The organism is Micromonospora olivasterospora, from assembly GCF_007830265.1.
GTDB lineage: Bacteria > Actinomycetota > Actinomycetes > Mycobacteriales > Micromonosporaceae > Micromonospora > Micromonospora olivasterospora.
In genome coordinates, this window is the sequence record NZ_VLKE01000001.1 from 1454274 (window position 1) to 1466593 (window position 12320).

Genomic DNA, 12320 nt, shown 5'->3' on the forward strand with positions numbered 1-12320 from the left:
TGAGAGGACACCATGTACTTCACCGACCGTGGCATCGAGGAACTGGTCGAACGCCGGGGCGACGAGTCCGTCAGCGTGGAGTGGCTCGGCGAGCGGCTGCGCGACTTCGTGGACCTGAACCCGGAGTTCGAGACGCCGATCGAGCGGTTCGCCACCTGGCTGGCCCGGCTGGACGACGAGGACGACTAGGAGCCGACGCCCGGGGTACGAGGACACGGTCGGCGCGAGGAGTGAGCCGGTCCTGCGAGCCCCGCAGTCGCGAACCTAGGAGGCCCCGTGAGCGCGAGGAGTGAGCCGATCCTGCGAGCCCCGCAGTCGCGAACCTAGGTGGCCCCGTGAGCCAGGTGCTGGTCCTCAACTGTGGGTCGTCGTCGGTGAAGTACCGGGTCTACGACGGCGAGGAGACCCGGGACAGGGGCAAGATCGAGCGGATCGGCGAGCCGGGTGGTGGCCCCGCCGACCCCGAGACGACGGTCCGGGAGGTGCTCGACCGGCTGGATCTGGCCGGACTGACCGCGGTCGGGCACCGGGTCGTGCACGGCGGGCGGCGCTTCCGTGATCCGGTGCTCGTCGACGACCGCGTCGTCGCCGCGATCGAGAGTCTGGTCCCGCTCGCCCCGCTGCACAACCCGGCGAACCTGGCCGGCATCCGGGTGGCCCGGACGGCGCTGCCGGACGTTCCGCAGGTCGCCGTGTTCGACACCGCGTTCCACCACACGCTGCCCGAGGCCGCCGCGACGTACGCGATCGACCTGGCCACCGCCCGGCGGTACGGCATCCGCCGGTACGGCTTCCACGGCACCTCCCACGCGTACGTCTCCCGGCGCACGGCAGAGCTGCTGGAGCGGCCGTACGCCGAGCTGAACACCATCACCCTGCACCTGGGCAACGGGGCCAGCGCCTGCGCGGTCGCCGGCGGGCGCAGCGTGGCCACCTCGATGGGGATGTCCCCGCTGGAGGGCCTGGTGATGGGCACCCGCAGCGGCGACCTCGACCCGGCGGTCGTGTTCCACCTGCACCGCGAGGGCGGGATCGCCGTCGACCAGATCGACGACCTGCTCAACCACCGCAGCGGCCTGCGCGGCCTCACCGGGGTCAACGACATGCGCGAGGTGCTGGCCCGCCGCGAGGCCGGGGACGGGGACGCGGCGCTGGCCTTCGACGTGTACTGCCGCCGGATCACCGGGTACGTGGGGGCGTACTACGCCCTGCTCGGGCGGGTCGACGCGGTCACCTTCACGGCCGGCGTCGGCGAGAAGGCCGCCCCGGTGCGGGCCGCCGCGCTGGCCGGCCTGGACCGGCTCGGCATCAGGATCGACCCGGGGCGCAACGAGGGCACGGGCGACCGGGTCGTCTCCCCCGACGACGCCGAGGTCGCCGTGTGCGTGATCGCCACCGACGAGGAACGGGAGATCGCCCGGGAGACCCGCGCCGTCGTGGCGGGGGGCTGACCTCCCGCGCCCGTCCCGCACCGACGGGCCGCCCGGCCTCCGGGTCACCCGGTCAGCGGCGCGCGCGGCGGCGCCGGGCGCGGCCGCGGGTCGGCCCGCTCGCTCAGCTCAGGGCCAGCCAGGCGGCCACGGCCACCAGCAGCACCGCCACCGCCACGACGCCGGCGACCAGCGGCGCGCGGGACGCGGCGGCGGGCGTGGCGGCGTCCGGCGCGTGGGCGAAGGCCCGGAACTGCTCGGTGTTGCCGCTGGGGTCCACGTACTCGTCAGGCATGGCGCCGACCATAGCGGACGCCGCCACCTGGGCAGACCTCCGCGGGCGGCGCGGCGCGGGGACCGTCGGATCGGCCGAGCGACCCCGACCGGGTGGCCTTGCCGACCGGTACGGACGGCGGGGTCGGACCGGGGTCCGGGCCACCTACCGTGGCATCCGTGAGGGTACGACGGCTGGTCGCCGTGGCGACGACGGCGCTGCTGCTGGCCGGCTGCGGTACGGCGACCGCCGCCACCTCGACCGTCGCGCCGGCCCGGCCCGCGCCCACCGTGGCGTACGCGGTCGGGACTCGGACGTTCACCCTCGACCCGGCCGGGCCGCGCCCGCTGCCGGTGACCGTCTGGTATCCCGCCAGCCGGGGCGCGGTCGCGCCGGGGCGCTTGCCCGTCGTCGTGTTCAGCCACGGGCTGGACAGCCTGCCCGAGCTGCACGCCCCGCTGACCACCCGGTGGGCCGCCGCCGGGTTCGTGGTGGCGGCGCCGGCGTACCCGCACACCCGGCGCGGCGCGGCCCGGTTCACCCGGGCGGACGTGCGCAACCAGCCCGCCGACGCCTGGCGGCTGGTCCGGCACCTGGTCCGGCTCGACGCCCGCCGGGGCGACCCGCTTGCCGGCCACCTGGACGTCGCCCGGTTCGCGGCGGCCGGGCACTCGGCGGGCGGCTTCACCACCGCCGGGATGTTCGCCGCCGGGCACTCGCCCCGGCTCCGGGCGGGCATCGTGATCGCCGGCGGCGGGCTGCCCGGCGCCTTCGCCGGGGCCGCCGCGCCGCTGCTGTTCGTGCACGGGGACGCGGACCCGGTCGTCCCGGCGGGCGTCGGCCGCGCCGCGTACGACCGGACGCCCGGCCCGGCCGTGTTCCTCGCCCTGCCCGGCCGGGGCCACGGCGAGTACCTGGCCCCCGGCGACCCGGACTTCCCCCGGGTCCTCGCCGCCACCACGGACTTCCTCCGGTGGGCCCTCTACGCCGACGGGGCGGCCCTCCGCCGCCTCCCGCCGGACAGGAAGGGCCCCTTCCGCACGCCCCCGGCATAGGAGGGACCCTGACCGGGGTGACGCCGACCGGGGCACCCGCCACGCGAGGCACAATCGGGTTCATGCCCCGCCGTCGTGTCTCCGCCACGCTCGCCGCCGTGCTGCTCGCCGCCGGCCTGGCCGGCTGCTCCGGCGACACCGGGCCGGCCTGGCGCGCCGCGCCGCCGGCGGAGTCGCCGAAGGCCACCACCCCGGCGCCGCGGGTGCCCGCCGGCAGCGCGCCGAGCGAGCCCTTCGCCGTCGGCGTACGCGAGCTGAGGCTGAACCGCGACGGCGACCGGCCGCTGCCGGTGACCCTCTGGTACCCGGCGCGTGGGGCGGCGGGCGGCGCGGCGGAGCGGTCGGCGGCACCCGCCGCGGGGCGGTTCCCCGTCGTCATGTTCAGCCACGGGTTGGGCGGCCGGCCGGACGACTACGCGACCCTGGTCACCCGCTGGGCGGCGGCCGGGTTCGTGGTGGCCGCGCCGGCGTTCCCGCACACCTCCCGGGGCACCGACGGCAACGTGCTGGACGTGCTCAACCAGCCCGCCGACGTGTCGTACGCGCTGACGAAGGTGCTCGCCCTCGACGGGGCGGCGGGCGATCCGCTGCGCGGCCGGCTGGCCACCGACCGGGTGGCCGCGGCGGGGCACTCGGCCGGTGGGGTGACCACGATCGGGCTGTTCACGGCGGGGCGGGACGACCGGTTGGACGCGGGCGTGGTCTTCGCCGGCACCGCGCTCGGGGTGGGTACGGCGTTCGCCGGGGCCGCCGCGCCGCAGCTCTTTGTGCACGGGGAGGCCGACGAGGTGGTCGACTACGCGGCCGGCAGGGCGGCGTACGACAGGGTGCCCTGGCCCAAGGCGATGCTGAGCCTGCCGAAGGGCGACCACGGTCGGGCGCTGCTCACCGACGGCGCCGCCCTGCGGGTGGTCTCGGACACCACCGTCGAGTTCCTCCGCTGGACGCTGTACGGCGACGCGGCGGCCAAGCGCCGGCTCCCGGCCGACGCCACCCGGGGCGGGATCGCCACCCTCGACGACCGGTTGTAGGGGCCCTTCTTGGCGCCGCTGGCGCGAGGAGGGCCCCGCACCAGCGGCCCGGGCGGGTCACGCCGTGTGGTCGACGACGACCTTCCCGAAGACCTCGCCGGAGGCCAGCCGGGCGAACCCCTCCTCGATCCGGCTGAACGGCACCACGCTGTCCACCACCGGGCGCACCTCGTGCTCGGCGCAGAACGCCAGCAGCTCCGTCAGCTCGCCCGGGGTGCCCATCGAGGTGCCGAGGATCTCCAACTGCATGGCGAAGATCCGCCGCAGGTTGACCTTCGGCTCGTGCCCTGCGGTCGCCCCCGAGACCACGATGCGGGCCCGCGGCGCGGCCGACTTGAGGGAGTGGTCGAAGGTCGCCGCCCCGACCGTCTCGATCACCACGTCGACCCGCTCCGGCAGCCGGGCACCCGGCTCCAGCGCCGTCGCACCCAGCTCCATGATCCGCTCCCGCTTGCCGGCGGCGCGGCTGGTCGCGTACACCCGCTTGCCGAGCGCGACGGCGAGCGCGACGGCCGCGGTCGCCACGCCACCCCCGGCACCCTGCACCAGCACCGCCTCGGCGTCCTCCACCCGGCCCTTGGTGGTGAGCATCCGCCAGGCGGTGAGCCAGGCGGTGGGCAGGCAGGCGGCGTCCGCCGCCGACACGCCGGCCGGCAGGGGCAGCAGGTTCATCCGGGGTACGGCGACCCGCTCGGCGAAGGTGCCGGGGAAGTGCTCGGAGAGGATCGACATCCCGCGCGGGTCACCCGGGTCGGCGATCAGCGGGTAGACCACGACGTGGTTGCCGTCCGGGTCCACGCCGACGGCGTCGCAGCCGAGGATCATCGGCAGCCGGTCGGTGGTGAGCCCGACGCCGCGCAGGGACCAGAGGTCGTGGTGGTTGAGCGAGCTGGCCAGCACCCGCACGGTCACCCAGTCGTCCTCGGGGTGGGTCGGCTCCGGCCGCTCGCCGACGGTCAGCGCGGCGAGCGGGTTGTCGGCGTCGAAGCTGGAGGCGAAGGCAGCACGCATGATCGGCACCGTAACAAGGGAAGTGGGTGACAAGAAGGGGCCCGGCCACATGGCGGGCCCCTTCTTCCGTGTCAGGCGCGGGCGACGCCGTCGCGGCGGGCGGCCTCGGCGACGGCCTCGGCGACCGCCGGGGCGACCCGGGGGTCCAGCGGCGACGGCACGATCGCCTCGGCGGTGAGCGTCTCGGCGACCACGTTGGCGATCGCGTCCGCGGCGGCCACCTTCATCCCGTCGGTGATCCGCGTGGCCCGCGCGTCGAGGGCACCCCGGAACACCCCGGGGAAGGCCAGCACGTTGTTGATCTGGTTCGGGTAGTCGCTGCGGCCGGTGGCCACGACCGCGACGTGCCGGGCGGCCACCTCGGGGTGCACCTCGGGGGTCGGGTTGGCCAGCGCGAAGACGATTCCGCCGGGGGCCATCCCGGCCACGGCCGCCTCGGGGATCTGGCCGCCGGAGACGCCGATCAGCACGTCCGCGCCGCGCAGTGCCTCGCCGATGTCGCCCTGCCGGCCCTCGGCGTTGGTGTCCGCCGCCAGCCCCGCCTTGCTGCCGGTGAGGTCGGTGCGGTGCCGGCCGATGATCCCCCGGGAGTCACAGACGACCACCCGGTCGGCGTCCACGCCGCCGGCGATCAGCATCCGGGTCACCGCCACGCCGGCGGCCCCCGCCCCGCTGACCACGACCCGCAGGTCGCCGAGCTTGCGGTTGAGCAGGGTGGCCGCGTTGCGCAGGGCGGCGAGCACGACGATCGCGGTGCCGTGCTGGTCGTCGTGGAAGACCGGAATCGGCAGGGCCTCGTCGAGCCGGCGCTCCACCTCGAAGCAGCGCGGCGCGCTGATGTCCTCCAGGTTGATCCCGCCGAACGAGGGCGCGAGGGCCGTCACCACGGCGACGATCTCGTCGACGTCCTGGGTGTCCAGGCAGACCGGTACCGCGTCCACTCCGCCGAACTGCTTGAACAGCACCGCCTTGCCCTCCATCACGGGCAGCGCCGCGCGCGGGCCGATGTTGCCCAGGCCGAGCACGGCCGACCCGTCGGTCACCACGGCGACGGTGTGCGCCGCCCAGGTGTAGTCGTCGGCGAGGGCGGGGTCGGCGGCGATCGCCTCGCACACCCGGGCCACCCCGGGGGTGTACGCGAGGGAGAGGTCGTCGCGGCTGGTCAGCGGCACGGTCGACGTGACGGCCATCTTGCCGCCGGCGTGCAACCGGAAGACGGGATCGGCGGGATCCACAGTGGACGAAGACATGGTGACTCCAGGATCTGTCGAGCAGACGAGGCTGCCGCCGCGGACGCGAGGTGGGGCGACGAGCGGCGGTGGCGCGGTGCGGGGGGTCACCCGGGCACCTGCCGAGCATAGTGTCGGGGGTGCCTCTCCAGTGTGAGTAGTGTCATAACTTACGGGTGGCGGAAGAGACGCGGCCGCGGCCAGTAGCGGGCCACCACGCGGGCCCGCACGTCGGCGACCCCGTACGTGCGCGAGTCGTCCGTCACCAGGTCGTTGTCCCCGCGCACCCACCAGCCCCCGTCCTGCACGCGGACCGCGCGCTTGACCACGAGCAGTTCCGGGCGGGCGCGGAAGACCGCGACCACCAGGTCACCCGGGCGGACCGGACGCCCGCCCCGCCGCACCAGCAGCGCGTCGCCGTGGCGCAGCGTGGGGGCCATGGAGGGGCCGGTCACCAGCACCGCCGCGAGGGGGCCCCGCAGCAGGTCGGCGGCCCGGGGTTCGTCGGGGCGCACCGGGTTTCACCTCCACGCTTCCGGGGAGCATGTCCAGGAGTAATGTCATCTTGGATCATCGCAAACATCCCATGGAGGACCCTGATGCGCCTTCCCCGCATCCTCACGCCGCGTGTGACCGTCAGCGCCCACTGCGACCTTCCGTGCGGCGTGTACGACCCGGCGCAGGCCCGGATCGAGGCCGAGTCGATCAAAATGATCTGCGAGAAGTACCAGGCGAACACCGACCCGGAGTTCCGCACCCGGGCGATCATCATCAAGGAGCAGCGGGCCGAGCTGGTCAAGCACCACCTGTGGGTGCTCTGGACCGACTACTTCAAGCCGCAGCACTTCGAGAAGTACCCGCACCTGCACACGCTCTTCAACGAGGCCACGAAGCTGGCCGGCGCCGCCGGCGCCAAGGGCGCCACCGACCCGGCGAAGGCCGACCAGCTGCTGCAGAAGATCGAGGAGATCTCGAAGATCTTCTGGGAGACCAAGCAGGCGTGACCCTGCCCGTCCGGGTTCCGACCGTACGGCCGGCACGTCCCCACGACGTGCCGGCCGTCGTCGCGATGGTGCACGAGTTGGCCGAGTACGAGCGCGCGCCCGACCAGTGCCACCTCACGGCCGAGCAGCTCTCGGCCGCCCTATTCGGCCCGACCCCGGCGCTGTACGGCCACGTCGCGGTGGACGACGCCGACAGGCCGCTCGGCTTCGCCCTGTGGTTCCTCAACTTCTCCACCTGGGCCGGGGTGCACGGCGTGTACCTGGAGGACCTGTACGTCCGCCCGGCGGCCCGGGGCACCGGCGCGGGGCGGCATCTGCTGGCCACCCTGGCGGCGATCTGCGTGGAGCGGGGCTACCAGCGGCTGGAGTGGTGGATGATCCACTGGAACCCGGCCGCCCGCTTCTACGCCTCGATAGGCGCGAAGCCGATGGACGAGTGGGTGCCGTACCGGCTGGCGGGGTCGGCGCTGACCGAGCTCGCGGCCCAGGCGGGACGGCCGGCGGGCGATTCGTCGTCCCCGGCTGGCGCCGCGCCCGCCCACCCGCGGTCCTGAGCGGGTAGAGTCCCGCACCGGGGGGATGAGGCGTGACTCAACTGACCGGCCAGCCAGCGACCGACGACGACGTCGTGCACCTCACGGTGCCCGCCGACGGCGGCTACCTCGGCGTGCTCCGCACCGCCACGGCCGGTCTCGCCGCCCGTCTCCAGTTCGCGCTCGACGAGATCGAGGATCTGCGGATCGCCGTGGACGAGGCGTGCGCCATGCTGCTCGCGATCGCCACCCGGAACGCCGAGCTGGAGTGCCGGTTCACGGTGACGGAGAACGCGCTCACCGTCGAGGTGACCGTGCCGACCGTACGGGGCGCGACGCTGCCCTCGGAGTCGTCCTTCGCCTGGAAGGTGCTGACGGCGCTCACCACAGCCGCCGCGGCGGACGCCACGAACGGCCGAGCCACCATCTCCCTACTGACCCGCCGCGCCACCACCTACTAACCCCCACCCGTCCCCCCGTCCCCCGCCCCCACCCCCACCCCCGCGATCTGACCGGTAAATGACCTGTACCACGACGGGTTTTGGGCGCGGTGGGCTGGCCCGGTGTTGATGGCCAGCCCGGGCGGGGTGGGGGTGTGGGGTCAGGTTGTCGGTTGCAGGGTGACGGTGTGGCCGAGGGCTTCGAGTTGCCGGACCAGGCTGTTGATCTTCCGGGTGGTGTTGATACGGCGTTCGTGGAAGTCGGCGCCGAGATCGTGGTAACGGGCGGTTGGGTCGTTGAGCAGGTGCCAGATGATCACGAGGATGGAGCGGGCGACGGCGACCTTGGCCTTGCCTTTGCCTCGACGTGTGACCAGACGCCGGTAGCGTTCGGACAGGAACGTTCCCTTGCCGCGGGCGACGGTGGCTGCGGCCATACCGAGGGCGCCTTTGAGGTACGGATTGCCTTTGCCTGTCTTGCCCGCGGTGAGGCTGGTACCGGACTGGATGGTGCGCGGACACAGCTTCGCCCAGGACACCAGGTGCGCCGCGGTGGGGAACCGTGTCATGTCCAGACCGATCTCGGCGATGATCAGTTGCGCGGACTCGGTGCTGATGCCCGGGATCTCGGCCAGGCGCCGCCGGGCGTCTGGCGCCGGGGTGTCGCCGTCGCCGCCGCCCGGCTGGGACGGTGGGTCGATGTCGTCGAGTATCTGCCCGATCCGTGTGGTGAGTTTCGCGATCTCGGTGTCGAGGCGGTCGATCTGGTCGAGCAGGATCCGGGCCAACTCGCCGTGATGGTCGTCGAAGCGGCCGGTGAGTGCCTCGATGAGGGCGTTGCGTTTGCGGCGCAGCGCTCCGTGGGCCAGCGAGGCGAGGGTCGCCGGATCACGTTGACCGGCGATCAACGCCTCAACCATGTCCCGCGTCGACACCGTCCGCAGGGTGGAGGCCACCGACGACACCTTGATCAGGGCGTCTTCAAGCAGTTTCTCCAACCTCGACCAGTAGCGGGTCCGGTCCCGGACCAGATCCACCCGCATCCGGGTGTAGTCACGCAACACCCGCACCGGAGCCGCAGGCACGAACGAGGGCCGCAACAGGCCCTTCTCGGTGAGCTTGGCCAACCACACCGCGTCCAGCTTGTCGATCTTCGGCCGCCCGGGCACGTTCTTGACGTCACGGGCGTTGACCAACTGCACGTCCAACCCGGCTGCCTCGAACAGGTAGAACCAGATCCGCCAGTAGTCCGACGTGCTTTCCACGGTGACCCTCTCCACCCCCGCCGCCACCAGATCGGCGGCAAGGTCACTGACCGCGTTCGTGGTCGCCGTCACCTGCCACACCCGGCTCACCCGCCGCCCACCCGCGGCGGGTAGCCGGGTACACACCATCCCCGACTCCTTGGCCACATCGACCGCACACACCCGCTCCCAGACCTTCTCGCTGTCAGCGTCCGGGATCTCTTCGGGTAACCCGCGCATCCGCCCGCGTCCCTCCTCACCGTGATCGACCAGTGGGTAGGTCGCCCGGGGGCCTCGGTCGGGAACCGAAAATCTGACCGGCGTGCTCGAAGCAACAGTGCGTGACCCACAAGAGTCCGGGCCCCGGCGCCAGACTTGCAGACGGCCTCAACTAGACCAAGATCGATCGGCGTCGGCGGGCGACCTGTCCACCATTTTCACGCCTGCGAGGCGTCCCGAAAAGACCGGGTGACTTGCAGTTCTGGCCCCGGCAATTCGGGCCAATGCCGCGTAACGGGGGCCGAAAGTGCAAGATCGCGGCGGGGTTTGCATGGGCAGGGCGGAGCGAGAGGGGAGGGGGCGGCGGGGAGGGGGCGGGCGGGGGCCGGCGGGGGCGGGGGCGGGGGCGGGGGCGGGTTAGAAGCCGAGGGCGCGGGTGGTCGGCGGGCTCACCAGCAGCGCGCCGACGCCGAGGCCGAGCGCCATCAGCGGCACCCCCAGCCAGCCCAGCCCGCCCTGGATCATGTACCACCCGACGGGCAGCAGCATCAGCTCGAGGACGATCGCCGGGGCGCGGGCCCCGGCCCGGCGCCGGCCCAGCGCGCCGCCGAGCGCCCAGAGCGCGGCGGCGCCGCCGACGGCGAACGCGGTCACCAGGAGCGCGGACGGCAGGTCGGTGGTGTCGGCGGTGAGGTCGGCCCAGACGAGCCAGACGGCGACCAGGCCGAGAGCGACCGCCTCCGCCCGGAGCAACCGGACCGCCCAGGCGAGCGTGGTCGGGTTCGGGTCAGAGTCGATGGTCACGCGCGACACGATACCCGTGGTGGCTCGCGGTACAGTGCCGCCCATGCGGGCCGTCCTGGTCGTCAATCCGAAGGCCACCACCACGAGCGAGCGCAGCCGGGACGTACTGGTCCGGGCGCTGCGCAGTGAGGTCGATCTCGCCCTGCGGTACACGCGGCGGCGAGGCCACGCCACGGAGCTCGCCCGGGAGGCGGCCGAGGAGGGCGTCGACCTGGTGGTCACGCTCGGTGGCGACGGCACCGTGAACGAGGTGGTGAACGGCCTCATGACGGCCGAACCGCCGACCATGCGCACCGGTACGACTCCCGCCGAGCGACTGCCGGCGCTGGCCACCGTCCCCGGCGGATCCACCAACGTGTTCGCCCGGGCGCTCGGACTGCCCCGGGAGTGGCCCGAGGGCACCAGCATGATCCTGGAGGGGCTGCGGCTGGGCCGGTCCCGGACGATCGGGCTGGGCCGGGCCGACGACCGCTACTTCACGTTCTGCGCCGGCTTCGGGCTCGACGCCGCGGTGATCCGCCGGGTCGAGCGGGCCCGCCGCCGCGGGCGGGTCTCCACCCCGACGTTGTACCTCCGCTCCACGGTCAGCCAGTACTTCCTCGGCTCAGACCGCCGGCACCCGACGATCACGCTGGAACGCCCGGGCGAGCCCGCCGAGACCGAGCTGGGCACGGTCATCGTGCAGAACACCGCGCCCTGGACGTACCTGGGCGAGCGGGAGATCAACCCGAACCCGCAGGCATCGTTCGACCTCGGCCTGGACGTCCTGGCCCTGCGCCGGCTTCGCGTGATGAGTACGACACGCACCGTGACTCAATTCTTCGCCCAGAACCCCGACCCCCGGGGCCGCCAGGTGCTGCGACTGCACGACGCGGCCGAGTTCACGCTGGTCGCGAGCCGTCCGCAGGCCTTCCAGCTGGACGGGGACTATCTCGGTGAGCGGGAGAAAGTCAGATTCACATCCATTCCGGCCGCACTGAGAGTAATCTGCTAGGTCTCGGGTACAGCCTCAGGTCGAAGCGGTCCCCCACACCGCGTCGAGGCGGTGGCCGCCACACCGAGGCGAGGTGCCGGAAATGTCAGCAATGTCACCGACACTGTACTATATTGATCCTCGACTGTGGCACGGCGGGCAACCGGGTCTTCCGGGAACCCGGACAAAAGGGTCGTGAGCTTGCTCACCGCCCGGAGTTTTTCCGAGCGTCACCCTTGACATTGCGTGGGTTCGTGAAAGTATTCACAAGCGAACTTGAGTTACCGGGACATTGCCTGGATATGCTCAGCATGTTGAGCTGTTCCGGCAGGCTCCAGGGGCCGCAAGAGCCTGCTCACGCAGCGCCGAATTGATGGACGCGAACCGTCACCATCCGGCGTGCGGACGCATAAAGGAAAAGCACCAAAGCAATATCTGCCACCCATCCAGAATGAGGAGTGTTGCCGCCATGGACTGGCGCCACGATGCCGTCTGCCGCGACGAGGACCCGGAGCTGTTCTTCCCGATCGGGACGTCCGGTCCGGCCCTGCTGCAGGTGGAGCAGGCGAAGGCCGTCTGCCGGCGCTGCCCGGTGACCGACCAGTGCCTGCAGTGGGCTCTGGAGTCCGGTCAGGACGCCGGCGTCTGGGGCGGGATGAGCGAGGAGGAGCGGCGCGCCGTCAAGCGTCGCGGCGGCCTCCGGGTGCTTCGCGCTCACTCCGCCTGAACCACCGCACCACGCAGCTCCACGCCCCGGCAGGGCATGACCTGTCGGGGCGTCGCGCTGTCCGGGCCCGTTCGCCCCGGCCGCCCGTCGGCGGGGATACGCCGCGGGCGGGCGGACTGCGGCGCGGGCATCACGCCGCGGGCGGGCGGACTACGGCGCGGGCATCACGCTTCGGGCGGATGCGAGTGGGCGGACTGCGGCGCGGGCATCACGCCGCGGGCGGGCGGACCGCGGCGCGGGCATCACGCTTCGGGCGGATGCGAGTGGGCGGGCTTTGGCGCGGGCACCCGCCGGAGGCACACCGGGCACCCGCCGGAGACACACCGGGCGCACGCCGCCACGGCGG

At 73.2% G+C, this 12320-nt stretch carries 15 protein-coding genes; 9 read left to right on the forward strand and 6 right to left on the reverse strand.

The window, feature by feature from the left end; all coding sequences use genetic code 11:
• The first annotated feature begins 12 nt into the window (after window positions 1-12).
• Together JD77_RS31895 and JD77_RS06450 are read left to right on the forward strand one after the other, a co-directional pair.
• The gene (locus tag JD77_RS31895; RefSeq protein ID WP_170286385.1) at window positions 13-189 is read left to right on the forward strand and encodes a DUF6104 family protein; all 177 of its coding nucleotides are present in this window, start codon (window positions 13-15) and stop codon (window positions 187-189) included.
• Between the two features lie 146 nt (window positions 190-335).
• Entirely contained in the window at window positions 336-1451 is a 1116-nt protein-coding gene (locus JD77_RS06450) for an acetate/propionate family kinase (protein ID WP_145773469.1), read from the forward strand.
• 103 nt (window positions 1452-1554) lie between these two features.
• Here the strand turns inward: JD77_RS06450 and JD77_RS31900 are convergent, their stop codons facing one another.
• A complete protein-coding gene (locus tag JD77_RS31900) occupies window positions 1555-1725 on the reverse strand; it encodes a hypothetical protein (RefSeq protein WP_170286386.1) in 171 nt (56 codons plus the stop codon).
• A gap of 158 nt (window positions 1726-1883) precedes the next feature.
• Here JD77_RS31900 and JD77_RS06455 point away from each other — a divergent pair, with 158 nt between their 5' ends.
• Entirely contained in the window at window positions 1884-2759 is an 876-nt protein-coding gene (locus tag JD77_RS06455; protein ID WP_145773470.1) for an alpha/beta hydrolase family protein, read from the forward strand.
• A 62-nt stretch (window positions 2760-2821) separates the two neighbouring features.
• Complete coding sequence (locus JD77_RS06460) at window positions 2822-3790, forward strand: alpha/beta hydrolase family protein (RefSeq protein ID WP_145773471.1); 969 nt, start codon at window positions 2822-2824, stop codon at window positions 3788-3790.
• A 57-nt stretch (window positions 3791-3847) separates the two neighbouring features.
• Here the strand turns inward: JD77_RS06460 and JD77_RS06465 are convergent, their stop codons facing one another.
• From JD77_RS06465 to JD77_RS06475, 3 genes are all read right to left on the reverse strand, one after another.
• Entirely contained in the window at window positions 3848-4801 is a 954-nt protein-coding gene (locus JD77_RS06465; protein ID WP_145773472.1) for a zinc-binding dehydrogenase, read from the reverse strand.
• Between the two features lie 71 nt (window positions 4802-4872).
• A complete protein-coding gene (locus JD77_RS06470) occupies window positions 4873-6051 on the reverse strand; it encodes an NAD(P)-dependent malic enzyme (protein ID WP_145773473.1) in 1179 nt (392 codons plus the stop codon).
• 149 nt (window positions 6052-6200) lie between these two features.
• Window positions 6201-6545 (reverse strand): S24/S26 family peptidase, encoded by a 345-nt coding sequence (locus tag JD77_RS06475; RefSeq protein ID WP_281292084.1) that lies wholly within the window; start codon window positions 6543-6545, stop codon window positions 6201-6203.
• 84 nt (window positions 6546-6629) lie between these two features.
• On the opposite strand from JD77_RS06475, the gene sodN reads away from it, so the two are divergent.
• The 3 genes from sodN to JD77_RS06490 are packed head-to-tail and all read left to right on the forward strand — an operon-like array spanning window position 6630 to window position 8028.
• On the forward strand, window positions 6630-7034 hold the full coding sequence (sodN, locus tag JD77_RS06480) for a superoxide dismutase, Ni (protein WP_145773474.1): 405 nt from the start codon (window positions 6630-6632) through the stop codon (window positions 7032-7034).
• The gene (locus JD77_RS06485) at window positions 7031-7588 is read left to right on the forward strand and encodes a GNAT family N-acetyltransferase (protein WP_387228361.1); all 558 of its coding nucleotides are present in this window, start codon (window positions 7031-7033) and stop codon (window positions 7586-7588) included. The genes sodN and JD77_RS06485 overlap by 4 nt, the downstream gene beginning before the upstream one ends.
• A 32-nt stretch (window positions 7589-7620) precedes the next feature.
• Window positions 7621-8028, forward strand: a complete 408-nt coding sequence (locus JD77_RS06490) for an ATP-binding protein (RefSeq protein WP_145773475.1) — start codon at window positions 7621-7623, stop codon at window positions 8026-8028.
• Window positions 8029-8168: 140 nt separating this feature from the next.
• Here the strand turns inward: JD77_RS06490 and JD77_RS06495 are convergent, their stop codons facing one another.
• Window positions 8169-9491, reverse strand: a complete 1323-nt coding sequence (locus JD77_RS06495) for an IS110 family RNA-guided transposase (RefSeq protein WP_145773476.1) — start codon at window positions 9489-9491, stop codon at window positions 8169-8171.
• A 396-nt stretch (window positions 9492-9887) separates the two neighbouring features.
• A complete protein-coding gene (locus tag JD77_RS06500) occupies window positions 9888-10319 on the reverse strand; it encodes a hypothetical protein (protein ID WP_387226578.1) in 432 nt (143 codons plus the stop codon).
• On the opposite strand from JD77_RS06500, the gene JD77_RS06505 reads away from it, so the two are divergent.
• Both JD77_RS06505 and JD77_RS06510 read left to right on the forward strand, forming a co-directional pair.
• A complete protein-coding gene (locus JD77_RS06505) occupies window positions 10318-11268 on the forward strand; it encodes a diacylglycerol/lipid kinase family protein (RefSeq protein WP_145773478.1) in 951 nt (316 codons plus the stop codon). The two genes, JD77_RS06500 and JD77_RS06505, sit on opposite strands and share 2 nt — an antisense overlap.
• 448 nt (window positions 11269-11716) lie before the next feature.
• Window positions 11717-11974, forward strand: coding sequence for a WhiB family transcriptional regulator (locus JD77_RS06510; RefSeq protein WP_073834718.1), 258 nt, complete (start codon window positions 11717-11719; stop codon window positions 11972-11974).
• The last annotated feature ends 346 nt before the right edge of the window (window positions 11975-12320 follow it).

Bases quoted from the DNA above. Each gene is read 5' to 3' on its own strand.
- JD77_RS31895 (WP_170286385.1), top strand. From the start codon at position 13: ATGTACTTCACCGACCGTGGCATCGAGGAACTGGTCGAACGCCGGGGC.
- JD77_RS31900 (WP_170286386.1), bottom strand. From the start codon at position 1,725: ATGCCTGACGAGTACGTGGACCCCAGCGGCAACACCGAGCAGTTCCGG.
- JD77_RS06460 (WP_145773471.1), top strand. From the start codon at position 2,822: ATGCCCCGCCGTCGTGTCTCCGCCACGCTCGCCGCCGTGCTGCTCGCC.
- JD77_RS06465 (WP_145773472.1), bottom strand. From the start codon at position 4,801: ATGCGTGCTGCCTTCGCCTCCAGCTTCGACGCCGACAACCCGCTCGCC.
- JD77_RS06470 (WP_145773473.1), bottom strand. From the start codon at position 6,051: ATGTCTTCGTCCACTGTGGATCCCGCCGATCCCGTCTTCCGGTTGCAC.
- sodN (WP_145773474.1), top strand. From the start codon at position 6,630: ATGCGCCTTCCCCGCATCCTCACGCCGCGTGTGACCGTCAGCGCCCAC.
- JD77_RS06495 (WP_145773476.1), bottom strand. From the start codon at position 9,491: ATGCGCGGGTTACCCGAAGAGATCCCGGACGCTGACAGCGAGAAGGTC.
- JD77_RS06505 (WP_145773478.1), top strand. From the start codon at position 10,318: ATGCGGGCCGTCCTGGTCGTCAATCCGAAGGCCACCACCACGAGCGAG.
- JD77_RS06500 (WP_387226578.1), bottom strand. From the start codon at position 10,319: ATGGGCGGCACTGTACCGCGAGCCACCACGGGTATCGTGTCGCGCGTG.
- JD77_RS06510 (WP_073834718.1), top strand. From the start codon at position 11,717: ATGGACTGGCGCCACGATGCCGTCTGCCGCGACGAGGACCCGGAGCTG.